The organism is Mesorhizobium sp. M0954, from assembly GCF_040319155.1.
Taxonomy (GTDB): Bacteria; Pseudomonadota; Alphaproteobacteria; order Rhizobiales; family Rhizobiaceae; genus Mesorhizobium.
Genome location: NZ_JAMYNR010000036.1, coordinates 26,211 through 49,099 on the forward strand (window position 1 = coordinate 26,211; position 22,889 = coordinate 49,099).

Consider the following 22,889-nt stretch of genomic DNA (forward strand, 5'->3'; position numbering starts at 1 on the left):
CCGATCATCTTCTTGCAAATTAGTAGGTATGCAACCGGCGACGTCGCGGGCTGTTCAGCGCAACTACAGCAAGGAGAGTGTTATGACCACCTTAATCAAAACAATCACCGATGCGGTGGCAGGCAGCGCAGTTATTTTCATGCTCTCGATGCCCGTGAATGCCGCGGACGGAATTGCCGTTGGTGTTGGAACATCCATCGGCGGCATCGGCGGCATCAAAGCCGGCCTCGGCGCGACGGTTGGCGGTCGTGGCGGCATCAACGCCGGTGCCGGCGCGACGGTTGGCGGCAGCGGCGGCATCAAGGCAGGCCTCGGTGCGTCGTTGGGCGGCAGTAGCGGCATCAACGCCGGTGCCGGCGCGACGGTTGGCGGTTCCAGCGGAATCGCGGCGGGCGCCGGCGCATCGGTCGGGGGCAGAAGCGGCATCAACGCCGGTGCCGGCGCGACGATCGGCGGTTCCGGTGGCATTGCTGCCGGCGCGGGGGTAGGTATCGGCAGCGGCGTTAGGGCTGGCGCGGGGGTCGGGATCGGCAGCGGCATCAATGTCGGCGCCGGTGTCGGGATCGGCGGTGGTACCAATCCGAGCAATCCGTCCAACCCGGGCAGCCCTTCCAATCCCAGCAACCCCAGCAATCCCAGCTTGCCTCAGGTCGTTGCCGACATGTCGGGCGACAAATTGGCCAGGATGAAGAAGCGCTGCGTTGACGTGCTCAGCAGCGGAGGCACTTACGACAGCGATCTGCGCCAATTGTGCCTGCTGATCGCCCGCCGCTAAGGCGAATACATCGGATGAATGTCGGACCAGGCCGAGAGGCCTTCGTCCACCAAAGCTCCAGCAGTCCAAAGCCCGCCATTGCGGCGGGCTTTTTTCCGAGCACGTGGCGTCAGCATGGCGGGGGCTCACACGAGCACGCGCTCAGTGTGTTTGACGGCCAGGATCCGGCGAAGCGGACGCTTCGTCTTCCAGGGAATCCCAGCCCGCGGCGGGGCTGCTTTGCATCAGCTGAGGGCACGCAAGCTCCGCCAGATCGGTTTCCGCGTAGCCGTCGAACTCGATGGCCGCCCCGTAGAGCTGGGCTGCTTGCATGACGAGCCATTCGATGTCTTCGCGCGCAACATTCTCGGCGAGGTTCTGCAGTCGCGCGGCTTCGGCGACAGCAGTCAGATTGATGGCAATCCCGGACCGCAATACAGCCCGAACTCGGGAACTGACGTCTTCGTGCAGGCGAACCGAAAATCCGTAGCGCATGGAAAACCTTCCCTTCAGGAGCGGTTTGTCCCTCATGTTCCACGATGCGCCCAGGATTCGCGATCGGCAAGCGAAATTCCTTAAAAACTCGTTTTATGTCAAATAGTTAGCATATTTTGTTGATTGCCTATCTGACGCTTGATCCGCTTCATCTGACTTCTGCATGACTCGCTGATCCGAAGGCCTTGACGCATTCTGCTCACGTACCTAATTCTACAGAAAATTAGGAACACACTAACTCAGCTGCATTTAGGCTGGTGTGACAGGAGGCCGAGATGTCCGAACTGGAACGCCCGGAACGATTGCAGATCATGCTGACCGTCGATGAACTGGCGGCGTTGGAGAACTGGCGCTTCGACAAGCACATGCCGAGCCGGTCGGCCGCGGTACGTGAGCTTTTGAGGCGAGGTCTCACAGCCGATGGTTTCCTGACGGCGGCGCATGGGACCAAGTCGCGCGATTTCGGCATTCTGCCGCATTCTGCAGATGGTGACCGCAGCGCGGCCGACGGACCGTCCCAGAAGGAATAGCGCCGAAGGAATAGCGCCGTTTCCGCCGCGGATCGCCCGCTCTGCGACCGTGCTTCGCGTCTCTCTTGCTTCGCGATGAGCTGTGAACGTCTGGTCTGCTGACGGCTGCGAAGTAGAAGAGATCCAAAGCTCTGTCTTGCCAGACGCTCCGTAATCAGGGAGTGCTTGATCGGCATAGTGCGGGCTCGGGAATATTGCCGATGACGCTGGAATTGACGGCCGGCGACCAGTCGATGCTGCATGGCGAGCAAGGCTCGGCAGCGGCTGCCGCCATGACGATCCTGGTTGCCTTTTCGAAGGCGGTCGGCGCGCGCAAGTTGCTGGACATTGCCGGTGCCCATATAGACGGCTGCCTCTATCACGGCCAGGCCAGCCTCGATTTCGTCGAAAGGCTGATCGAGGGCGGCGGCCGCGTTCGGGTGCCGACGACGCTGAATGTCGGTTCGTTCGACCTCATCCATTCCGGATTGGTGAAGATGCCGGTGTCGCAAGAAACGCCGGCGCGACGCCTGATGAAGGCGCATCTGGAACTCGGCTGCCAGGCGACCTTCACCTGCGCACCCTATCAGACCCGGTTCCGGCCAAGGTTCGGCGAGCAGATCGCCTGGGGTGAATCCAACGCCATCGTCTTTGCCAATTCGGTGATCGGCGCGCGGACCAACCGCTATGGCGATTTTATCGATTTGTGCTGCGCAATTACCGGGCGCGCGCCGGCATGGGGGCTGCATCTGAGTGAAAATCGACGAGGCCAGGTCCTGTTCGAGCTGACTGACGCTGCTTTCGAGCCAAGCGACGCTCTGTTTGTCGGCGTCGGGCTGATCATCGGGCAAAGGGCTGGCGACCGCATCCCTGTCATATCGGGCCTGCCGCAGCCGCGCGACGAGGACCAATTGAAGGCGCTGGGGGCGGCGGCGGCAACGACGGGTGCCGTGGCGCTGTTTCATGCCGTCGGCATCACGCCGGAGGCGAAGACGCCGGATGAGGCGTTGCACGGCCTGGCGCCGGAGGAAAAAATCCGGATCTCTCGCGCTGACATCCACCATGCGCTGGCCAGGCTGTCGAGCGTTCCCGACGGCGTGCAGCTCGCAGCCGTGTCGTTAGGCACGCCGCATTTCTCCCATGAAGAGTGGATGCGCCTGTTGCCGCTGCTGCGCGAAGTCGGTCCAGGCAAAGGTGTCCCGATCTATGTCAACACAGGGCGCGCGACGCTGACGCGGCTGCAGGACGAAGGCGCACTGGCCGGCATGGAAGCCTTCGGCCTTGTCCCGGTCACCGACACCTGCACCTATGTCACGTCGATCCTCGAGCGTCTCGATGGCGTGGTGATGACCAATTCGGGCAAATGGGCGCATTACGCACCTGGCAATATCGGTGTCTCGGTGGCCTTCGGTGACATGGAAGACTGCGTCCGCTCCGCTGCGGCCGGCCGCGTCGTGCGAGGCGCGCCATGAAGACGCCGGCCAGAACCGGTACATTCCACCTTTCCGGCTCGGCACAAGGCCCAGCGCTGGTGCTTTCGCAGGCGCTCAGCTTCTGGGGCGGGATCGACGTCGAAACGGGCGACATCATCGACCATTCGCATCCGGACCTGGGCGGCAATATCGCCCGCAAGATCCTGGTGATGCCGAGCGGGCGAGGGTCGTCGTCCTCGTCTTCGGTTCTGGCCGAAGCGATCCGCAGAGGCACGGCGCCGGCCGGCATTATCCTGGAGCGGCCGGACCCGATCCTTGCCGTCGGCGCCATCGTTGCCGAATTCCTCTACGAAATCAGCATGCCGCTGGTTGTCTGCGACGTGTCAGGCATTGTCTCCGGCGACCGGATCGCAATCGGTCTGGGCGAAGATGCGCAAGCGATGGTGAGCAAGCTCTAGCCGGCCATCAGTCCCGCCGCGCCCCGCCGCCAGTAGGCTGCCGCCAGTGTTTCGTTGCGGCCGAGCGCCAGCGTGCCGCGCCAGTGTTCGCGCACCGTCGTGGCGGCTGCCGCTTCGGCCGCAAACCAGCCGAATGCCGAACCGGTCGGCCATGCGACTGACCGGATGGCGCGCGCCAGCCTGTCGTCGAGCCCGGCTGGCACCCCATTTCTCGGCAGCCAGTGCACCTCTATTCCGGTTGCGTTGTCGACGACCTGCCGTTCGCCATCGTCGGCGATCTCTATGAAGGCCACGCCTTTGGTCTCGGCGGGCAGCGTCTCCAGCATGCGAGCCAGCGCCGGCAGGCCGGTTTCGTCGGCGCCCATGAGATACCAGGACGCCGGTCGCACCCGACGGCCGACCGGCCCCATCATGCCGATCTTCATGCCGGGCGCCGCCTGCATGGCCCAGCGGGCGCCGACGCTGTCGCCGGGGTGGATGAGGAAGTCGACCTCGATGATGCCCATTTCGACGTCGAGGGCCCGGATGGTGTAGACGCGCGCTGCCGGGCGCCTGTCGTCCGAGGGCCATGCCGGGAGGCCATTGCTGCCGAGCACGGGCCAGAGCGGATCGGGGACGTCCCTGGTCGGAAACAGCATGCGGATATGCATGCCGCCGAATTTCGCAAAACGAGAGAGATCCTCGCCGGCGAAGCGGATGCGGCGCATATGCCGCGTCAGGTCGCCGACTTGGGTGACGACCATCTCACGGAACTGCGCGAGGCGGGTTTCTTCGGCGAGATCGCCGGTCCAGACGATCTCGGGACTTTCTTCCTTGGCATATACCTCTACGGCGGTGGCCAGCAGGTCCTTGATGCGGGCCAGCCCATCGCGGTCGGCGGCGTTGGCCCGCATCACCAGCCGCTCCATGTCAAGGGACGCGTCGCCGAAGGCGAAGCGGAAGTCGAGCCGCTGCCCCTCCCGCGAGGCATCGGCATCGAAGCTCTGCAGCCTGTCGCTGATGCGGTCGATGTAATGCGGCAGGTTGCGCAGGTTCAAGCGCGCTTCGCAGGCCAGTCCGCTCACTGAAGCTTCCCTCATTCTCAACCTCCGATCCTGCCTGTGAGCGCCACCTTGAAGGTGCGGCCCTTGCCCTGTTCCGTCGCCGCCGTCGTCGACCAGGCGCTTTGCGGGTCGGTGTAGGCGGTGTTGAAGACGTTATCGACGCTGAAATCGAGCTTGGCGTAGTCGTTGATGCGCCAGTTGGCAAAGACGTTGACCAGGTCGAAGCCGTCATCGACCACGACCGGCGCGTCGGGATTGGTGCGGCTTGTCCGGGTGATCTTGCCGACGCTGAGATATTGCGCACCGACGGTGAGCTGGTCTTCCAGCATGCGGAAGCCGACGGTCGCCGAGAAGCGGTCGAGCGGCGTGTTGTTCAGCGTCTGGCCGGAATAGACGCCGCTGACGACCTTGGCGTCGATCAGGGCGCCGGCGAGGTTCGCGAACCCCCAGCCATAGTCGTAGACGGCTTCGGCCTCGATGCCCTTCAGCCGCGCGTCGCCGATGTTGATCGCCATCCGCGGCAAAACGGTGAGGTCGACGTCGATATAGTCTTCGACGGCGGTGTGGAAGACGTTGACCTTGGCACGAAACAGGTCGCCTGCGGCCAGCACATCGTCATATCTCAGATTGATCCCGGCTTCCCAGTTCTTCGCCGTTTCGGGCTGCAGAAGCAGGTTAGGCTGGTAGCTGTCGCCGCCGCCATGCGCGCCGCCGCCGCGATAGACGTCCTGCAGGCCTGGTGCCCGGTAGCCTTCCGAATAGGTGCCGTAGAGCTGGAAGCCATCCAACGGCGTCACGCCGACGGTGAGGCGAGGCGACCAGCGATCGCCCGAAATCGAGGCTTCCGCCGGCGGCACGGTCTTCGTTTTGCCGTCGAGCTGGTAGCCGTCATAGCGCATGGCGGCGATGAGCTGCAGCCAGTCGCTGTAGTCGCCCTGCCATTGCAGGAAGCCGCCATAACCCTGCTGCTCGCCCGAACCGAAATGCGCGGCCTCCGACGTGGCCTCCAGATAGTAGTAGTCGAGACCGTAGGTGAGGGTATGTGCCAACTCCCAGGCGTCGAAACGCGAGGAGTTCTTCAGGTTGAAGCCGGTCGTGGCGACGTCGTAATAGCGGAAGTTGCCGATCGCCGTTGCCGGCCAGACCTGCGTCTGCTCGGCGCGCGTGCGGTTGTGGTATGCGTTGACACTGAGGTCGATCAGTTCGTTGTCGTCCGGCCTCCACATATAAGCAGCCGTGTAGGTCTGGTTGGTCGTGTCGGTGTCGTAGCGGCTCAGTGTTGGCGAGGTCGAGCCGCTCGATCCGGTGATCTGGTCATTGTAGCGCTGCAGGATCGCGCCGAGCTTGAGCTCGTGGCCGTCGGCCGGCCGCAGGGTCGCCTTCATATAGCCGCTGGTGATGCTCTCGCCGGTCCATGGCACGGCGTCGCCATTGCCATCGGTGTAGCTGTCGCGGTCGCGATAAATGAGGTTGCCGATGATGTCGGCGTCGTCGCTGAAACGGTAGGCGCCGGTGGTGCTGGTGGTGAAGCCGTCGCCATTATCCTCATTGCCCAGCTTCTCGCTCAGCGCCCAGCGCTCCTCCTGCTTGAGGAAATCGCCGGCATCCCTGGTTTCGAAGGAGACAACGCCGCCGATGCCGCCCGAGCCATAGGCGTTCGAGACCGGGCCGCGAATGACGGTCGCTTCCTTGATTAGTTCCGGCTCGACATAGAACGAGCCCGAGCCGTGGCCGACGCGCCAGTAATCCTGGCGGGCGCCGTCGAGCGTCACCACCACGCGGCCATATTGTTCGAGGCCGCGAATGTTGATGGCGGTTGCCGGATCGTCGCCGTTCATCGAAGCGGCAACGCCGGGCGTGGTGCGGAACATGTCGGCGGCGGTGTCAGGCTGGATGCGTTCGAGCTCTTCCTGATCGACGGCGCTGATGGCGGCCATCGATTCGATAATCGCCGTCTTGATCATCGTCGCCGAGATGGTGATCAGGTCGAGCACGGTCGGCTCGTTCTGCCCAGTTCTAGCCTGCTGGGCGACCTTGACCGGCCGGTCGGCCTTGGCGGCGGCGCCGTTCTTCTCCGGCTTCTGCGCGGCGGCCAGCGGCGCGGCACACAGGCCGAGCGCGAAGGCGAGCGCGGTGCTCGCCATCAAGGTCTTGTTGCTTGTCTGTTTCATGCGTGCAGCCCCGGGAAAAGCAAAGATTGCTGGCGGCGGCCGTTGGCCCTGGCTGGCATGATGGAGAAGCCTCGACACACGGGCCGGGCAGGGATACTTATTAAAACATGATGATAATAGTCAATTTAATTTTGCAGGTCTGAGCCTGATCGAAGATTCTCGGTCGGACCCTTGATCTGGCCGCCAAAATCTCGCCCGAGCGATTATGAATTTGTGACGCACCCGTGCTTCTTCACCTGGTTCAGATCTCCGGGATGCTTTCCCTGAAGATCACTTGCAGCCGTGGCTGGTGCAGTTCGTAAGGCAAGCCCCTGACCGCATGGGTCAAGGTGTTGAGCGCCTCGCGGGCCTCTACGCGCGGGTTCTGGTCGATGACCGCGTCCAGCGTGCCGTCGAGCAGAAGCTCCTTGGTGCCTTCCGTCACCTCATGGCCGAGAAAGACCGTCGACAGCGCACGCCCGCGCTCCTTGAGGGCGCGGGCGATGCCGGTGTTGCCGGCGCCGACATTGTAGATGGCGGCCAGGTCCGGGTGCCGGTCGAGCAGGGCGGAGGCCTCCGAATAGGCTTTTTCCCGGTCGTCGAGCATTTCGCGCATCTCGACGATCTGCAGATTGGGCGATTCTTCCGTCAGTATGTGGCGGAAGCCCATCTCGCGCTCCTCGTGGCCGCGATAGGAGAGCGAACCTGCGAACAGCGCGACCTTGCCCGGACGCCCGGCACCCATGAAGCGGTTGAGCAGATAGCCGGCGAGCCGGCCGGCGGCGCGGTTGTCGATGCCGATATAGGCAACCCTCGGCACATGCAGGATGTCGGAAGCGATGGTGACGACCTTGACGCCGCTGGCCGAAAGCGAGCGGATCGCCTCGCGGACCGTCGGATGGTCGAGCGCGATCACACCGACGCCCTGCGTCTGCCCGTGCAGTTCCTGCAGCAGACGCGCAAGCCGGTCCGGATTGAAGCCTTCGATAGTAGCGACACGGACGTCGAGGTCGGGCCGCGCCTGCGCCTGCGCCTCGATCTGGCGGTGCAGCATCTTGATGAAGGAATTGGTGCCGGCGGGCAGGGCGAAATCCAGCCGTATGACCTCGCCAGTAACCGCGTTGAGCGAGCTCGGATTATTCGAATTTTCAGCGATATAGCCAAGCCGCTGTGCCGTTTCGAGCACGACCTCACGGGTGCGCGCCCTGACCCCGGCGCGGTTGTTGAGCACACGGTCGACCGTGGCGGCCGAAACGCCGGCCTCCCGGGCTATGTCTGTCAGGGTGGACCGCACTGTCGATCACCTCATTCCAAAACGCGCCAGGGGCGCATCGAGATCACGCATTTCATGGGTCCACCGTCGGAGAGCGGCTTCATCGCCGTCCGCGATTCTGATGGGAAATGATGTAACCGGCCTTGGCCGATGCGCAAGCCGTTGCGCTACACCAGAGTGCCCAAGCAGACCAAAGCGGGGAGGTGGGCAGCCGGGCTCCCTCAAATTCAAGCACCGGCTTCAGTATGAGAGCCTTTACAAACGCCATTCTTCCCCTCCCGTGAGATGTTATGATGTATTTTGATTATTTATGATGTTGACAGGCTTCGTATAGTGCCGTCAATATCCATCATAAGGGCCGTGGAGGAAACAAGGCCCTGAGGGAGGAGTTCCAATGTCGAATTTGATCCGCGTGTCGCGGCGCCGTTTGCTGGCGTCCGGTGGAAAGGCGGCAGTCCTTGTTGCCGCCGCAGGTATTGCACCGAAATTCATTCGCCCGAGCCGTGCCTATGCGGCCGATGCCCTGGCGCCCGGCATGATCGGTGGCCCGACGGGTTTCGACGGTTCGGAGCGCTATCAATATGGTGCCGATACGCCGGAGGGCCGCGCCATCGAGGCGGCCAAGGCGATGAAGGGCGCCGGCAAGGCGCCGGCCAAGATCGTACTTGGCCTGTCCGACGGCTCGATCGGCCAGTTGACCCAGCCGTTTCCGGCCGGCGCGCCGTCGATCAAGGATCTCTGGGAGAAGGAAACCGGCATTCCGTTGGAAATCGTCGGTGTGCCAAACGGCCAGGAATTCACCAAGACGATGCAGGACATCTCCACCAAGGGTGGGGCGTATGACATCTACGCGGTCGAATGGAACCGCCTTGGCGACCTCGCCGAAACCGGCGGCATCCTCAAGCTCGACGACTTCGTCGCGCAATACAAGCCGGAATGGGACGATCCCGAGCGCGGCTATGTCGACGGCGCCAAGGGCGTCTCGCTGCTCAATCAGTATCGCGGCTCGACCTATGGCGTGTCACTGGATGGCGACTTCCAGACCTGGGTCTACCGTACCGATCTGTTCGGCGACGCAAACGAGAAGAAGGCCTTCTCCGACAAATACGGTTATGAACTGGCGGCGCCGAAGACGTGGAAGCAGCATGACGAGATCGCGGCCTTCTTCCAGCGCCCGGACAAGGGCCTGTTCGGCTCGACCGATCTGCGCAACCAGGGCTGGGGCTACACCAACTGGTATCAGCGTTATGTCTCAATGGCTTCGCCCAATCAGTTCTTGTTCGACGACACCGGCAAGCCGCTGATCAATTCGGAGCAAGGTATCGCGGCGACCAGCGAGTACATCGCGTCGCTTTCGCACCATTCGCCGGATGCGATCTCCTGGGGCTGGCCGGAGCAGTACGGCAATTTCGCCAAGGGCGGCGCGGCCATGACCTGTGCCTTCTCCAATCTGCCGAAATTCCTCGACAATGCCGGCAACAAGGATTCAGCTGTCACCGGCAAGATCGGCTCGATGCTGCCGCCCGGCCGCGAAATCGACGGCAAGCTGGTCAGCCGGTCGGTGCTGTGGCTCAATCTGTCGGCGTCGGTGTCCTCGCAAGCCAAGAATCCGGAGGCCTGCTACCTGTTCCTGCAGTGGCTGGGCTCAAGCCGCATCTACGCCTGGATGACTGCCAATCCGGGCGGCTACTTCGATCCGTTCCGGCTATCGGATTTCTCGGATCCGCTGGTTCGCCAGACCTACCACGCCTACCACATGGACGTGGTGCGCGAGACGGTCGCCCGCACCGTGCCCACCATCAACTATCCCGGCGCCACCGCCTTCCACAACGCGCTGGACGAGAACCTCGTCGCCGCGCTGACCAAGGCCAAGACAGCCGAGCAGGCGATGGCCGACACCGAGGCCGAGTGGAAGAAGATTGCCCGCCGCACCGGCGAGGAGAAGCTTCTCGAAGCGATCAAGACCAACAAGGAGGCCTGGCCGACCGTCCTCGATCCGATCGCCTGATCCTTCCAAGGATCCTACCAAGAAGGGGAGGAGCGGTCGCTCTTCCCCTCGGCAACGAAGGACCCAGCAAAGCCGCAAGATGAAGCGTTCAGTTCCTTTCGAGATATTCCGCTATGCCGCGATCCTTGCGGCGATGGCGGTGACGCTGGTGCCGATCCTGTGGATGGTGTCGATGGCGTTCAAGCCGATCGCCGAATGGTCGGCGACCGGCGCCGACCTGACATGGTGGCCGAAGAACCCGACACTCAGCAATTTCCGCTTCGTCTTCGGTGAATCGACCAACAATCTGATCGTCGCCCTCGACCGCACAGCTTTGAAGCCGATCCTGTCGTCGCTGCTGTCGGCCACATTCGGTACGGCAATCGCCATGTCGGCGGGCACCGCGGCGGCCTACGGGCTGTCGCGCTTCGGCTCGGGCCAGAACCTGCCGCTGGCGCTGATCCAGCTTCGCCTGTTTCCGCCGATGGCGGTCATGACCCCGGTGATGATCATGTGGGCCTTCCTCAACTTCACCGACAGCTGGTGGGGGCTGTCGTTGATCTACGGCATCGTCACGCTGCCTTTCGCGTTCTGGCTGATGAAGACCTTCTTCGACGACATGCCGCGCGAGATCGAGGAGGCGGCACTGGTCGAGGGCTGTTCGCGGTGGCGCGTCTTCATCCGCATCACGCTGCCGATGATGCGCGCGCCGCTGGCCAGTGCCGCGCTGTTCGTCTTCATCCTCAACTGGTCGGACTATCTGATTGCGCTGCTTCTGACGACGCGCGAATGGGTGACGGTCCCTGTCTACATGGCCTCGCTGTCCTCCTCGATGACCGGCCAACTCTACGGCGCCAAGGCGGCGCTCGGCCTGATAGCCGCAGTGCCGCCTGTCATCATGGGCATCGCCATCCAGCGCCATCTGGTGCGCGGGCTGACCTTCGGGGCGCTCAAGCAATGAGCACGGTGACTGCGACGATTTCGGAGGGCGACATGCAAGCCTTCAAAGCGGCGTCGGTGCTGCCGGACGAGGGCGCAAAGCTCGGCTTCCGGCTGACGCTGCCGGCGCAGATCCTGGTGCTGTTCATCGCCGTCTTCCCGCTCCTGATGCAGCTCTACATCAGCCTGACCGACTGGTCGCCGCTGTCGGGCACCGGCTGGTGGAACGCCTGGTCGATGTGGAACAGTTTCGCCAACTACACCGACCTTGCCGCCGATGCGCGCTTCTGGAGTGCGCTGAAGCGCACGGCCATCGTCATGATCGTCTGCGTGCCGACGGAGTTCCTGCTCGGCTTGGCGCTCGCGACACTGTTTGCCGACGAGTTCCCCGGCAAGCGGATCTTCTACTCGATCCTCTTGATGCCGATGATGGTGGTGCCGGCGGTGGCCGGCTACATGTTCTTCATGCTGTTTCAGTCGGGCGGCCCGGTCAACGACATCCTGTCGGCGATCTCAGGCTTTCCCGTCACCATCGCCTGGCTGTCAGACCCGACGCTGGCGCTCATCGCCGTCATGGTCGCCGATATCTGGCAGTGGACGCCGCTGATGTTCCTGATCCTGCTTGCCGGCCTGGTCGGCGTGCCTGAGGACCAGATCAAGGCGGCGACGCTGCTCGGCGCCAACCCCTGGCAGCGCTTCGTCACCATCGTGCTGCCGAAGATGAAGACGATCATCATCATCGCGCTGGCGATCAGGGTGATCGAGAACTTCAAGATCTTCGACACGCTCTACATCATGACCGGCGGCGGTCCTGGCGTCGCTACCGAAACCATCTCCGTTTACATCTACAAGCTCACCACCCAGGACCTGATCTGGGGCTATGTGGCGGCAATCGCGCTGGCCATATTGATCGTGCTGTCCATCGCCGCGGTGTTTGCCATGAAACGCATGGCTCGGGTACGCGAGGTGGCGGCCTGATGAGCACCATCCATCTGCAGAACCTGGTCAAGAAATTTGGCGATTTCACCGCGCTGAAGACGATGGATCTGGCCATTGCCGATGGCGAGTTCATGGCGTTGCTGGGGCCGTCCGGCTGCGGCAAGTCGACGACGATGAACATGATCGCCGGCATGGAAGAGCCGACCAGCGGCAAGATCCTGTTCGGCGAGCGCGACATGGCCGGCGTGCCGATGGGGCGGCGCGGCGTCGGCTTCGTCTTCCAGAACTATGCGATCTTCACTCATATGAGCGTGCGGCAGAACCTCGCCTACGGGCCGAAAATGCGCGGCGCACCAAAGGCCGAGATCGGCCGCCGTGTCGGCGCCATTGCCGAGATGCTGCAACTGACGCCGCTGCTCGACCGCAAGGCGGACAGGCTGTCGGTCAACATATTGCAGCGGGTGGCGATCGGCCGTTCGGCGATCATGGAGCCGGCGATCTTCCTGCTCGACGAGCCGCTTTCCAATGTCGATGCCGCATTCCGGGCGGTGATGCGGACCGAACTGAAGCAGTTGCAGCGGCAGTTCCGGCAGACCATGGTCTACGTCACCCACGACCAGCTCGAAGCGATGACCATGGCCGACCGCATCGCGGTGATGGACCATGGCGTGCTGCAGCAAGTCGGCACGCCACTGGAAGTCTACAACGATCCGGCCAATGTCTTCGTCGCCCGCTTCATCGGCGCGCCGGGCATGAACCTGCTCAAGGGCTGGCCGGCGGAAAGCGACCGTGGCCTGGTCGTCGATCTCGGCCCGCTCGGCGTGACACCGCCGCTGCCGGTCGAGATCGCCGATGCGGCACGCCTGATGCGCGGCGAGGTGTTTTATGGCTTTCGACCGGAGCAGGTGACGCTGGCTGAAGACGGCCGTGGCCTGTCGATGCCGGTGAGTTTCGTCGAGCGGATCGGCGCGCGCACCATCATCCACCTTGGCGACGGCGAGACCGCGGTTAAGGCGGTGTTCGACAATGATGTCGGGCTGGCGATCGGGCAGACAGCCGTCGTCGCACCTGCGGTGGAGGCGGTGCGCGTCTTCGACGCCGTCACCGGCCTTGCCTTGAGAGCGGGCTGAGACCATGGCCGATATCGCCTTCCGCAATGTGACCAAACGCTACGGCAACACGCTCGCCGTCGACGACGCCTCGTTCACTGTCAACGACAATGAGTTCTTCTGCTTCTTCGGGCCGCCGCTGTCGGGCAAGTCGACGATACTCCGTCTGGTGCTCGGGCTGGAAACCCCGGACGCGGGCGAGATCCTGATCGGCGGAAAGCCGGTCAACACGGTGTCGCCGGCCGAGCGCAACGTCGCCATGGTGTTCCAGAATTTGGCGCTGTTTCCACATATGAGCGCGCGCGACAACATCCGCTTTCCGCTGGTCGAACGCCGGGTCGCCGAAGCCGAGATCGAAAAGCGCGTCGCCGACGTCGCGGCCAAGCTGCATATCGGCCATATCCTGCACAAGCCGCCGGCGCAGCTTTCCGGAGGTGAGCGGCAGCGCGTGGCGATTGCCCGCGCGCTGGTACGGGATCCCGCCGCCTATCTGATGGACGACCCGATTTCGGCGCTCGACGCCCGGCTGCGCGAGGAAACGCGGGTCGAGCTGAAGCGCATCCAGCGCGAGCTCGGCAAGACGCTGATCTATGTCACGCACGACCAGGAAGAAGCGATGTCGGTCGCCGACCGAATGGCCATTCTGGAGAACGGCAAGATCAGGCAGATCGGCGCGCCGGCCGAGATCTATGACCGGCCGGCCAGCACCTATGTGGCGCGGCTGCTCGGGTCGCCGATGATGAACATATTGAAGTCGGTGCACGGCGCGGAAGGCGTAGAGGCGGCGGAAGGCACAGTCCGCATCGCGGATGCCGGCGCCCCGGCCGATGCCGTGGAAATTGGACTCAGGCCGGAAGACATCAAGGTCAAGGCCTGGTCGGAGGGGGGCGCGGGCCGCCCGGCGCGAGTGTTCGAGGTCGAGCCGCTCGGCGGCTACACCGTTGTGACGCTCGCCGCCGGGCAGGCGCGTCTGCGGGCGCTGTTGCGCGGCCAGCCGGACATCAGGCCGGACGCGATGGTGGCGATATCCTGCGAGCCGGGCAGGGTGCATTATTTCGGACAGAGCGGGGGAGCGCTGGCACGATGACGGCGGCTGCAAGGAACGAGCTTCGGGAGGAACATATGGCAAGCCAAGAAATGGTGGGCAACGGCTTCGAGCCGGACGTTGAAGTCCGTACCAGGGAATACAGGATCGGCTGCGTCGGCGCCGGCATGATCATGGCCGAATGTCACCTTGCCGCCTATAAGGAAGCCGGTTTCCCCGTGGTGGCGATTGCCTCGCGGACCAAGGCCAGCGCCGAGAAGGTCGCCAAACGCTGGGATATCCCAACCGTCCACGACACGCCGGAACAGCTCATCGAGGACAAGAACGTCGAGATCATCGACCTTGCCTTTCCGCCCGACCAGCAGCCGGCGCTGATCCGCCATGCGCTGAAGCAAGCACATATCAAGGCGATCCTGGCGCAGAAGCCATTGGCGCTGTCCCTTGAAGAGGCCGTCAAACTCCGCGACGAGGCGGCCAAGGCCGACAAGATCCTCTCGGTCAACCAGAACATGCGTTACGACCAGTCGATGCGCGTCTTGAAGCAGATCATCGACAGCGGCGCGCTCGGCGACATCGTTTTCGCCCAGATCGACATGCATGCGATCCCGCACTGGCAGAGCTTCCTCGAGGACTATGACCGGCTGACGCTCGCCAATATGAGCGTCCACCATCTCGACGTATTGCGCTTCCTGTTCGGCGATCCCCTGGAGATCACCACCCTGACCCGCAAGGACCCGCGCACCCGCTTCGACCATTCGGACGGCATCACCGTGTCGACGATCAAGTTCCCGTCCGGCGTGCTCGCCGTATCGCTGGAGGATGTCTGGTCCGGGCCGCGCCAGGAGGGCTACAAGGACGACCAGCACATCAATTGGCGCGTCGACGGCACCAAGGGCGTCGCCAAGGGTACCATCGGCTGGCCGACTGGCGCTGCCTCGACGCTGACCTATGCCTCGACCGAGACCACCGGTGGTGAATGGGTGACACCCAGCTGGGACACGATGTGGTTCCCGCATGCTTTTATCGGCGTCATGGAGCAGCTCCAGCACGCGGTCAAGACGGGCGAGCCGCCGGCGCTGTCGGTCGCCGACAACGTCAAGACTATGGCGCTGGTCGAAGCCGGCTATCGTTCGATCGACAAGGGCCGGACAGTCAAACTTTCCGAAATATCAACTGACTGAATCACTTACAGGGAGGACTTCACACCATGATGCAGGCAGGTATTTTCACGGGTTATTTCCCGTATGGCCTCAAGGAGACCGCGCAGAAGATCCGTGCGCTCGATTTCAACACCGTGCAGCTCGACCTGCATTTCAGGGATATCGACCTTTCCGCCGGACAGATCACTAGGGACAAGGCCAAGACTGTCCGCGATACGTTCCGCGACCACAATCTGCCGATCTGCTGTGTATCGGGCTATACCAACATCATCCATCCGGACCTGGGCGAGCGCGAGCGGCGCGTCGGCTATTTGAAGGAGATCATCCGCAACGCACGCCATTTCGGCACCCCTTACGTGATCTCGGAAACCGGTACCTACAACACCGAGTCCGACTGGGTGCATCACCCGAAGAACAAGACCGAGGAAGGTTTTGAGGAATGCCGCAAGGTCATCGCCGACCTTGCCCAGACCGCCTATGACCACGGCGCGGTCTTCCTGCTCGAAACCTATGTCAACAATGTCGTCGGCTCGGTCGAGGAGACGGTGAGGATGTTCGCGCAGGTCGACCACCCAGGCCTCGGCCTGCTGATGGACCCGACCAACTATTTCGAAACGCACAACATCGACAGGATGGACCAGATCCTGAACCAGGTGTTCGACACGTTGACCGACAAGATCAAGATAGCCCACGCCAAGGACGTCAAGCGTTCCGGCGGCGACAAGTCGGAAAAGCACGCAGATATCGGCGACGACGACGCGCTGGAGAGCCACACTTTCCGCGGCGTCGGCGAGATCGAGCTGCCGGCCCCCGGTCTCGGTTCGCTGAACTACGACCTCTATCTCAAGCGGCTGGCCGAAAAGCACCCGAACATCCCGGTCATCATCGAACATCTTTCGGAAGACGACGTGCCGCGCGCCAAGAAATTCCTCGACGGGAAATTCCGCGCCAACGGACTGTGATGGCGCGGTTCGGCTACGAAACAAGGGAGGAAGAGAAATGTTGAAATTCGCGTTGAAAATCGCTGCCGCGGCGACCGTTCTCGCCGGTGTGGCGCTGGGTACGCCGGCGCTGGCGCAGGACGCCCAGAAGACGTTCTACCTGCTGTCGCATGGCGGCCCGTCGGATGCCTTCTGGATCGACTGGAATGCCGGCGCGACCAAGGCCTGCGACCAGCTCAAGGTGACCTGCAAGATCTCGTTCAGCGGCGGCGACATGGCGGCGCAGAAGGAGGCCTTCAACTCGGCCCTTGCCGCCAAACCGGACGGCATCGCCACCACCTCGGCGCAGCCCGGCCTGTGGACCGAGGAGGTCAAGGCAGCCAAGGCGGCCGGCATCCCGATCGTGTTCTTCAATACCGACGATCCGGCAACCGGCCGGCAGGCCTATATCGGCGCCGACCTTAAGGAAGCCGGTGTCATCTGGGCGAAATATCTGGTCGACCACAAGATGGTGAAGCAGGGCGACAAAGTGTTCCTGCCGGTCGAAGTGCCGGGCGCCAGCTACCAGCAGCTCGAGACCGAAGGCATCGCCAGCGTCTTCGATCCGCTCGGCATCAAATATGATGTGGTCGATTGCGGCACCGATCCGGCCGGCATCATCGCCAAGATGACCGACTACATAGTCGCCAACAACCCGCCGGCGATCATCGCGCTCGGCGATTCCGTCGCGGCCAGCGTCAAGCGGGTGTTCGACGGCGCCGGCGTGCCGGCCGGCAAAATCCCGGTCGTCGGCTGGGGCAATTCGAAGGAAACGGCCGAGTCAGTGAAGTCTGGGTTCATCAACGCGGCTGCCTGGCAGTTCCCGTCAGCGCAGGGCTTCATGCCGGTGGCGCTGCTCGGGTTGGCCGCCGCTGGCGAACCGATCGGCTACGACATCCACACGTTCAGTCTCTACGACGCCTCGAGCGTCGAACCGATCCTGAAACTCTACAACAAGTGATTGGAACTGACGCTCGCCGCGCAGGCGGCGGGCGTCACCCTGAGATATGGTCGAAACAGTCATGACAATTGCCGCAGAAGAGGAAATGCCGCGTGCCAAACGCAGGTCGAGCCTGATGCGCTCGCCGCAGTTCTCTTCGCTCGTCATCCTGATTGTCCTGCTGGCGGTGTTCGCGATCGCCGACGCCAATTTCCTGTCGCCGGTCAACATCTCCAACATGATGGCGTTCCTGCCCGAGCTCGGCATCATCGCCCTCGGCATGACGCTGCTTCTGACGGCGGGCGAGTTCGACCTTTCGGTCGGTGCCGTGTTCGGGCTGGCGCCGGTCGTGGTCATGCTGCTGGTGCAGAACGGCGGCTTTGATATTGGTGTCGCGCTGCTGGCCGGCCTGCTGATCTGCATAGCGATCGGTGCGATCAACGGGCTGATCGTCACCAAGATCGGCATCTCCTCCTTCCTGGTGACGCTGTCGATGCTACTGGTGGTACGCGGGGCAGCGCTTTACATCACCCAAGGCTTTCCGCTGAAATCCTGGAACCAGCCAGGCTTCTTCGTGACGCTGCTGGCCGGCAGCTTCAATATCGGAACGTTCCGTTTCTATACCTCGCTGTGGTGGTTCATCGGCCTGTCGCTACTGGCGATCTATGTGCTGCACTACGCCAAGCTCGGCAACTGGATCAGCGCTATCGGCTCGAACCGTAACGCTGCCGTGGCGCGTGGTGTGCCGGCCGATGCGGTCAAGATCTGGCTGTTCATCCTGACCTCGGTGCTTGCCGGTCTCGCCGGCATGATCAGCGCCTTCCGCATCTCTGCCGCCTCGCCGGTGGCCGGCACCGGCTACGAGCTCGAAGTGATCGCCATGGTGGTGGTTGGCGGCACCGCGCTGACCGGTGGACGCGGCACCATTTTAGGCACCATCGTCGGCGCGCTGATGCTGCGCAGCATCCGCAACGGCATCGTGCTGATCGGCGTGCCTGGGCTCGCCTACAACATCTTCGTCGGCGTCATCATCCTTGCCATGCTCATCCTGCACGCTTTGCTGCAGAAGAACGCCGCCAGGAGCTGACCATGGAAGTGCTTCGGCTGCAGAATTTGCAAAAATCCTTCGGCAGCGTCCGCGCCCTGAAGAACGCGTCCTTCGCGCTCAACGAGGGCGAAGTGGTGGCCTTGCTCGGCGACAACGGCGCCGGGAAATCGACGCTGATCAAGGCGATCTCGGGCGTGTTTCCGGTCGATCGCGGCGAGATCTATGTGCGCGGCCAGAAGGTCTCCATCCGCTCGACGCGCGACGCGATGGATCTCGGCATCGAGACCATCCACCAGGACACCTCGCTGGCGCCCGACCTCAGCATCGCGCGCAATCTTTTCCTCGGCCGCGAGCCGGTCAATCTCAAATGGCTCGGCGTGTTCGCGCCGCTCGATCTCGCTCGATTGCGCGATGCTGCGTCGGCTCTATTGAAGCGCGTCGGCATCTCGAAAAAACTCGACGCCGATGCGCTGGTCAGCACATTGTCGGGCGGCGAGCGCCAATCGATCGCCATTTCGCGTGCCATGCAATTTGCCGCCAAGGTCATCATCCTCGACGAGCCGACCAACAATCTCGGCGTCGAGGAAACGCACGGCGTGCTGCGCTTCGTCAAGGAAGTGCGCGACGCCGGTCACTCGGTGCTTTTGATCACCCACAACATCCATCACGTCTTCCAGGTCGCCGATCGCATCATCGTCATGCGCCGCGGCGAGATCGTCGCCGAGCAGACGGTCGCCGATACCGATCTGCTGACCGTGGAAAGCATCATCACCGGTGCCGACATATCGGCCCTGCTCAAGGAGACGAGAGCGAAGTGAAGGACCGGAGCAAAGTGAAAGAACTGGCCGTCACATGGTAGAGCTTTACGGCAAGACGCTGTCGCGCCGGCAGGTCTCGGAACGCTCGGGCATGCTGTCGCAGTTCGCCGGCGTGCGGCTGATGACGCTTGGCGACGGCGTCGAGCGCGGCATCCGCATGCTCGAATTCCGCACCGGCTCCGGCCTGCGCTTCACCGCGCTGGTCGACCGGGCGCTCGATATCGCCGATTGCGACTTCAGGGGCCAGGCGATCGGCTGGCACTCGCCGAGCGGTTTTCGCCATCCCGGCCTGCACGAATATGAAGGCGAGGAGGGATTGGCGTGGGCGCGGTCGTTTTCCGGCCTTCTGCTGACCTGCGGCCTCGACCATATATTGTTCATGAACGAGGTACCCGCCGACACCTACAACTACCCGCCGAAGAAGACGGTACGCCATTCGCTGCACGGCCGTGTCAGCACCATTCCAGCGCGGCTGACCGGCTATGGCGAGACCTGGGACGGCGACCGCTGCGTGTTGTGGGCCGAAGGCATCGTCCAGCAATCGACTGTATTCGGCGAGGATCTGCACCTGCTGCGGCGGATCGAGGCCGATGTCGGCGGCAACGAGATCCGGCTTTCGGACCGTGTCGTCAATCACGGTTTCAACCGTACGCCGCATATGTATTTCTACCACATCAATGTCAGTCATCCGGTGCTCGACGAGGGATCGCGCTACCTGGCGCCGATCCGCGACGTCGTCTGGGCCGGGCATGCCGGCGAGCGCTATGAAGCGCAGAAGGTCGGCTACCGCACGGTGCCGGCGCCGCAACCGGGATTCAAGGAACAGGTCTGGCAGCATGAACTCGGCGCCGACAGCACCGGCGAAGTCCCGGTGGCGGTGGTCAACGACAGGCTCGGCCTTGGCTTCGAGGTGGTCACGCGCAAGGACCAGTTGCCTTGCGCCTATGAATGGCAGAATTTCCAGGCCGGGCAGTACGCGCTGGGCATCGAGCCGTCGACGCATCATGTGCTGGGCAATCTGGCGGCGCGCGAACGCGGCGAGATGATCTGGCTGGAGCATGGCGAGAGCCGCTCCTACGATGCGGCGTTCCGGGTCCTCGACGGCGCCGGCGAGATCGCCGCCGCCGAAAGCCGGATCGCTGCAATCGCCAGGCAGCCGCAGCAGGATTATCCGCAGCCGTCGGGCCGTTTTCCTGTTCTTGGAGGCAGGTCGTGATAATGGCGAAGACGATACGGGACACCAGTTGGGAGGCTGGTTCCGGCCGGAGCGGGGAGGGTTCGCGGCCGATCGGGAATTGGAGGTCACAATGGCTGGCACGGTAAAGCGCGATTACAGCCTGGTCGGCGAAAGCACGCGCAGGGCGATCGAGACGGGACTGGCCTCGGCGGAGTGGTACCACACGGATGTCCCCCGCAAGGCGATCAAGGAGTTGATGCAGCGCTCAGACGGTCCGGCGATCCGCGACACGATCATCTGGATCGTCGCCATCCTCGGCTCCGCCGCCGGCGCCATCTATTTCTGGGGTACCTGGTGGTGCGTGCCGTTCTTCTTCGTCTACGGCGTGCTCTACGGCTCGTCCAGCGACTCGCGCTGGCACGAATGCGGCCATGGCACTGCCTTCCGCACGCGCTGGATGAACGATGTCGTCTACCAGATCGCCAGCTTCATGCTGATGCGCAACCCGGTGACCTGGCGCTGGAGCCATGCCCGTCACCACACCGATACCATCATCGTCGGCCGCGACGCCGAGATCGCCGTGATGCGCCCGCCGGACCTTTTGCGTGCGGCGCTGGCTTTCACCGGCATCCTCGATTTTCGCTATTCGCTTCCGGCACTGGTACGCCAGGCGTTCGGCAAGCTGACGCCCGACGAGAAAAGCTACGTTCCCGAGATGGAACAGCACAAGGCCGTCATCGCGGCGCGCTGGCATATTGCCATCTACATCGCCACAATAGCACTCGCCCTTTTCATGCAGTCGTGGGTGCCGGTGGTGCTCATCGGCGTGCCGCGCCTTTACGGCACCTGGCACATGGTGATGACCGGCCTGCTGCAGCACATCGGTCTGGCCGACAACGTCGTCGATCACCGGCTCAACACCCGTACCGTGTACATGAACCCGATCAGCCGGTTCATCTACTGGAACATGAACTACCACGTCGAGCACCACATGTTTCCGATGGTGCCCTATCACGCGCTGCCCAGGCTGCATGAATTGATCAAGCACGATCTGCCGGAGCCGAACCCGTCGATATGGCATGCCTATCGCGAGGTCTGGCCTGTCCTGCTCAGGCAGCTCAAATACGAGGATTATTTCCTCAAGCGCGAACTGCCGCCAACCGCACGGCCCTATCGTGGCGAATTCCACGAGGTGAACATGTCGGCAGCGGCTGAGTAGGTACTGCGCACAAGCGCAACGCAGAAATTTCAGGAGAGATAGAGATGGCCGATTGGGTCGAAGCGTGCGCCGTGGACGATGTCGAAGAGGAAGATGTCATCCGCTTCGACCATGGCGGCCGCACCTTCGCGATCTACCGTTCGCCGGACGATGAATTCTTCGCCACCGATGGGTTTTGTACGCATGAGAAGGCGCATCTGGCCGATGGGCTTGTGATGGACGACATCATCGAATGCCCCAAGCACAATGGCCGCTTCAATTATAAGACCGGGCAGGCGAAGGGCGCTCCCGTTTGCGTCAATCTCGCGACCTATCCAGTCAAGGTCGAAGCTGGCAAGGTGATGATCCAGATCGCCTGACCGGCCTTCTGTCACGTAGCAAAGGGGACCAAAATCCATGAGCCGGAAAAGACCGACCGTCGCAGACCTGCGTGCCATGAAGGGCAAGCGGCAGCTGACGATGCTGCGCGTGCTGACGATGGACGAGGCCGAGGCCGCCGAACGCGCCGGCGTCGATATCGTCTCGGTGCCGCCGGAGCTGGTACTCAATCCGCAATACCGCGATGCGGCACCCAGCCTGTTCACCATGCCGGGCGAGAATTTCTTCGAAATCGGCACCGCCGATGATTTCGTCCGCTGGGCGTTCCGGCTCTACAAGGCCAGCGCCGATGCGGTCTATTGCAGCGCCGGGTACGCCACCATCAAGCGGATGGCCGACGATGCCATTCCGGTGATCGGCCATGTCGGCCTCATCCCGTCACGCGCCACCTGGACGGGCGGCTTCAAGGCTGTCGGCAAGACCGCCGATACCGCCATGCAGGTGTTCGAGGCGGTGAAGCAACTGGAGGCCGCCGGCGCGATCGGCGCCGAGATCGAGGTGGTGCCGGTCGAGGTGGCCAAGGCGATTTCGGAACGCACGTCGCTGATCATGCTGTCGATGGGAGCGGGCACCGGCTGTGACGCGCAGTATCTGTTCGCCGACGACATCCTCGGCCAGAACCGTGGCCACATGCCGCGCCATTCCAAGGTCTATCGCAATTTCGCCGCCGAATACGATCGCCTGCAGGCCGAACGAATCGCTGCCTTCTCCGAATATGTCGCCGATGTGAACAGCCTGGCCTATCCCGAAGACAGGCACGTCGTGCACATGGACCCGGACCAGCTCAGCCTGTTCCTGGAGAAGATCGAAGCCGCATGAGACGCCCCGGCAGCGGCACGAAGCGTCATCGCGGATCGTAAAAGGCCGGTTCGGCGCCAGCGCCGGGTCATCGCATGGCCGGCTGCGATGCCACACGAAAGTTTGTTGGACCAGGTCTGGACGGCACCGGCCAGATACTGTTGAAACCGGTGGGTCATCGGTTTGCCGGATAATTGTGCGGTTGCCGATGGAGCGGGTGAAAATTCCCCTTCGGAC

22 protein-coding genes are annotated in these 22,889 nt (G+C 63.0%); 18 read left to right on the top strand and 4 right to left on the bottom strand.

Going from position 1 to position 22,889, the window contains the following annotated elements:
- The first annotated feature begins 28 nt into the window (after positions 1-28).
- Positions 29-775, top strand: coding sequence for a hypothetical protein (locus NKH93_RS30065; protein ID WP_502896519.1), 747 nt, complete (start codon positions 29-31; stop codon positions 773-775).
- Between the two features lie 141 nt (positions 776-916).
- On the opposite strand, the gene NKH93_RS30070 is transcribed toward NKH93_RS30065, so the two are convergent.
- A complete protein-coding gene (locus tag NKH93_RS30070) occupies positions 917-1,249 on the bottom strand; it encodes a hypothetical protein (protein ID WP_352922165.1) in 333 nt (110 codons plus the stop codon).
- Positions 1,250-1,524: 275 nt separating this feature from the next.
- On the opposite strand from NKH93_RS30070, the gene NKH93_RS30075 reads away from it, so the two are divergent.
- From NKH93_RS30075 to NKH93_RS30085, 3 genes are all read left to right on the top strand, one after another.
- A complete protein-coding gene (locus NKH93_RS30075; RefSeq protein WP_352474222.1) occupies positions 1,525-1,779 on the top strand; it encodes a hypothetical protein in 255 nt (84 codons plus the stop codon).
- A 200-nt stretch (positions 1,780-1,979) separates the two neighbouring features.
- On the top strand, positions 1,980-3,230 hold the full coding sequence (locus NKH93_RS30080; protein ID WP_352922163.1) for an aconitase X: 1,251 nt from the start codon (positions 1,980-1,982) through the stop codon (positions 3,228-3,230).
- Positions 3,227-3,649: an aconitase X swivel domain-containing protein gene (locus NKH93_RS30085; RefSeq protein ID WP_352474226.1), complete on the top strand. Its 423-nt coding sequence runs from the start codon at positions 3,227-3,229 to the stop codon at positions 3,647-3,649. Before NKH93_RS30080 ends, NKH93_RS30085 begins: the two co-directional genes overlap by 4 nt.
- Here the strand turns inward: NKH93_RS30085 and NKH93_RS30090 are convergent.
- The 3 genes from NKH93_RS30090 to NKH93_RS30100 all read right to left on the bottom strand — a co-directional run bounded on the left by NKH93_RS30090 (position 3,646) and on the right by NKH93_RS30100 (position 8,136).
- Complete coding sequence (locus NKH93_RS30090; protein ID WP_352541118.1) at positions 3,646-4,728, bottom strand: SIP domain-containing protein; 1,083 nt, start codon at positions 4,726-4,728, stop codon at positions 3,646-3,648. The two genes, NKH93_RS30085 and NKH93_RS30090, sit on opposite strands and share 4 nt — an antisense overlap.
- A gap of 2 nt (positions 4,729-4,730) precedes the next feature.
- On the bottom strand, positions 4,731-6,863 hold the full coding sequence (locus NKH93_RS30095; RefSeq protein ID WP_352771395.1) for a TonB-dependent hemoglobin/transferrin/lactoferrin family receptor: 2,133 nt from the start codon (positions 6,861-6,863) through the stop codon (positions 4,731-4,733).
- Positions 6,864-7,104: 241 nt separating this feature from the next.
- Positions 7,105-8,136, bottom strand: a complete 1,032-nt coding sequence (locus NKH93_RS30100; protein ID WP_352772999.1) for a LacI family DNA-binding transcriptional regulator — start codon at positions 8,134-8,136, stop codon at positions 7,105-7,107.
- A gap of 373 nt (positions 8,137-8,509) precedes the next feature.
- Between NKH93_RS30100 and NKH93_RS30105 the strand changes: the two genes are divergently transcribed.
- The 14 genes from NKH93_RS30105 to NKH93_RS30170 all read left to right on the top strand — a co-directional run bounded on the left by NKH93_RS30105 (position 8,510) and on the right by NKH93_RS30170 (position 22,673).
- Positions 8,510-10,123, top strand: a complete 1,614-nt coding sequence (locus tag NKH93_RS30105) for an extracellular solute-binding protein (RefSeq protein ID WP_352458310.1) — start codon at positions 8,510-8,512, stop codon at positions 10,121-10,123.
- Between the two features lie 79 nt (positions 10,124-10,202).
- Positions 10,203-11,063 (top strand): carbohydrate ABC transporter permease, encoded by an 861-nt coding sequence (locus NKH93_RS30110; protein ID WP_352541114.1) that lies wholly within the window; start codon positions 10,203-10,205, stop codon positions 11,061-11,063.
- The gene (locus tag NKH93_RS30115; protein WP_352922155.1) at positions 11,060-12,019 is read left to right on the top strand and encodes a carbohydrate ABC transporter permease; all 960 of its coding nucleotides are present in this window, start codon (positions 11,060-11,062) and stop codon (positions 12,017-12,019) included. The genes NKH93_RS30110 and NKH93_RS30115 overlap by 4 nt, the downstream gene beginning before the upstream one ends.
- A complete protein-coding gene (locus NKH93_RS30120; RefSeq protein WP_352922153.1) occupies positions 12,019-13,110 on the top strand; it encodes an ABC transporter ATP-binding protein in 1,092 nt (363 codons plus the stop codon). The genes NKH93_RS30115 and NKH93_RS30120 overlap by 1 nt, the downstream gene beginning before the upstream one ends.
- Before the next feature lie 4 nt (positions 13,111-13,114).
- Positions 13,115-14,176 carry an ABC transporter ATP-binding protein gene (locus NKH93_RS30125; protein ID WP_352819969.1) on the top strand — a complete coding sequence of 354 codons (1,062 nt, stop codon included), beginning with the start codon at positions 13,115-13,117 and terminating at the stop codon, positions 14,174-14,176.
- Positions 14,177-14,226: 50 nt separating this feature from the next.
- Positions 14,227-15,315, top strand: coding sequence for a Gfo/Idh/MocA family protein (locus tag NKH93_RS30130; protein WP_352452746.1), 1,089 nt, complete (start codon positions 14,227-14,229; stop codon positions 15,313-15,315).
- A 26-nt stretch (positions 15,316-15,341) separates the two neighbouring features.
- Entirely contained in the window at positions 15,342-16,256 is a 915-nt protein-coding gene (locus tag NKH93_RS30135; protein ID WP_352922152.1) for a sugar phosphate isomerase/epimerase family protein, read from the top strand.
- Positions 16,257-16,293: 37 nt separating this feature from the next.
- Positions 16,294-17,235 carry a sugar ABC transporter substrate-binding protein gene (locus tag NKH93_RS30140; protein ID WP_352922150.1) on the top strand — a complete coding sequence of 314 codons (942 nt, stop codon included), beginning with the start codon at positions 16,294-16,296 and terminating at the stop codon, positions 17,233-17,235.
- Positions 17,236-17,296: 61 nt separating this feature from the next.
- On the top strand, positions 17,297-18,301 hold the full coding sequence (locus NKH93_RS30145) for an ABC transporter permease (protein ID WP_352922148.1): 1,005 nt from the start codon (positions 17,297-17,299) through the stop codon (positions 18,299-18,301).
- Positions 18,298-19,080, top strand: a complete 783-nt coding sequence (locus NKH93_RS30150) for an ATP-binding cassette domain-containing protein (protein WP_352505663.1) — start codon at positions 18,298-18,300, stop codon at positions 19,078-19,080. Before NKH93_RS30145 ends, NKH93_RS30150 begins: the two co-directional genes overlap by 4 nt.
- Positions 19,081-19,114: 34 nt before the next feature.
- Positions 19,115-20,296 carry an aldose 1-epimerase family protein gene (locus tag NKH93_RS30155; RefSeq protein WP_352686245.1) on the top strand — a complete coding sequence of 394 codons (1,182 nt, stop codon included), beginning with the start codon at positions 19,115-19,117 and terminating at the stop codon, positions 20,294-20,296.
- A 91-nt stretch (positions 20,297-20,387) separates the two neighbouring features.
- On the top strand, positions 20,388-21,476 hold the full coding sequence (locus tag NKH93_RS30160) for a fatty acid desaturase family protein (protein WP_352452737.1): 1,089 nt from the start codon (positions 20,388-20,390) through the stop codon (positions 21,474-21,476).
- A 44-nt stretch (positions 21,477-21,520) separates the two neighbouring features.
- Positions 21,521-21,835, top strand: a complete 315-nt coding sequence (locus NKH93_RS30165; protein WP_023675786.1) for a MocE family 2Fe-2S type ferredoxin — start codon at positions 21,521-21,523, stop codon at positions 21,833-21,835.
- 37 nt (positions 21,836-21,872) lie between these two features.
- The gene (locus NKH93_RS30170; RefSeq protein WP_023675787.1) at positions 21,873-22,673 is read left to right on the top strand and encodes a 3-methyl-2-oxobutanoate hydroxymethyltransferase; all 801 of its coding nucleotides are present in this window, start codon (positions 21,873-21,875) and stop codon (positions 22,671-22,673) included.
- Positions 22,674-22,889: the final 216 nt, after the last annotated feature.

Coding starts and splice junctions, on each gene's coding strand:
- NKH93_RS30140 (WP_352922150.1), top strand. CDS start 16,294: ATGTTGAAATTCGCGTTGAAAATCGCTGCCGCGGCGACCGTTCTCGCC.
- NKH93_RS30135 (WP_352922152.1), top strand. CDS start 15,342: ATGATGCAGGCAGGTATTTTCACGGGTTATTTCCCGTATGGCCTCAAG.
- NKH93_RS30080 (WP_352922163.1), top strand. CDS start 1,980: ATGACGCTGGAATTGACGGCCGGCGACCAGTCGATGCTGCATGGCGAG.
- NKH93_RS30145 (WP_352922148.1), top strand. CDS start 17,297: ATGACAATTGCCGCAGAAGAGGAAATGCCGCGTGCCAAACGCAGGTCG.
- NKH93_RS30105 (WP_352458310.1), top strand. CDS start 8,510: ATGTCGAATTTGATCCGCGTGTCGCGGCGCCGTTTGCTGGCGTCCGGT.
- NKH93_RS30170 (WP_023675787.1), top strand. CDS start 21,873: ATGAGCCGGAAAAGACCGACCGTCGCAGACCTGCGTGCCATGAAGGGC.
- NKH93_RS30160 (WP_352452737.1), top strand. CDS start 20,388: ATGGCTGGCACGGTAAAGCGCGATTACAGCCTGGTCGGCGAAAGCACG.
- NKH93_RS30115 (WP_352922155.1), top strand. CDS start 11,060: ATGAGCACGGTGACTGCGACGATTTCGGAGGGCGACATGCAAGCCTTC.
- NKH93_RS30075 (WP_352474222.1), top strand. CDS start 1,525: ATGTCCGAACTGGAACGCCCGGAACGATTGCAGATCATGCTGACCGTC.
- NKH93_RS30155 (WP_352686245.1), top strand. CDS start 19,115: ATGGTAGAGCTTTACGGCAAGACGCTGTCGCGCCGGCAGGTCTCGGAA.
- NKH93_RS30110 (WP_352541114.1), top strand. CDS start 10,203: ATGAAGCGTTCAGTTCCTTTCGAGATATTCCGCTATGCCGCGATCCTT.
- NKH93_RS30085 (WP_352474226.1), top strand. CDS start 3,227: ATGAAGACGCCGGCCAGAACCGGTACATTCCACCTTTCCGGCTCGGCA.
- NKH93_RS30070 (WP_352922165.1), bottom strand. CDS start 1,249: ATGCGCTACGGATTTTCGGTTCGCCTGCACGAAGACGTCAGTTCCCGA.
- NKH93_RS30130 (WP_352452746.1), top strand. CDS start 14,227: ATGGTGGGCAACGGCTTCGAGCCGGACGTTGAAGTCCGTACCAGGGAA.
- NKH93_RS30065 (WP_502896519.1), top strand. CDS start 29: ATGCAACCGGCGACGTCGCGGGCTGTTCAGCGCAACTACAGCAAGGAG.
- NKH93_RS30090 (WP_352541118.1), bottom strand. CDS start 4,728: ATGAGGGAAGCTTCAGTGAGCGGACTGGCCTGCGAAGCGCGCTTGAAC.
- NKH93_RS30165 (WP_023675786.1), top strand. CDS start 21,521: ATGGCCGATTGGGTCGAAGCGTGCGCCGTGGACGATGTCGAAGAGGAA.
- NKH93_RS30095 (WP_352771395.1), bottom strand. CDS start 6,863: ATGAAACAGACAAGCAACAAGACCTTGATGGCGAGCACCGCGCTCGCC.
- NKH93_RS30125 (WP_352819969.1), top strand. CDS start 13,115: ATGGCCGATATCGCCTTCCGCAATGTGACCAAACGCTACGGCAACACG.
- NKH93_RS30120 (WP_352922153.1), top strand. CDS start 12,019: ATGAGCACCATCCATCTGCAGAACCTGGTCAAGAAATTTGGCGATTTC.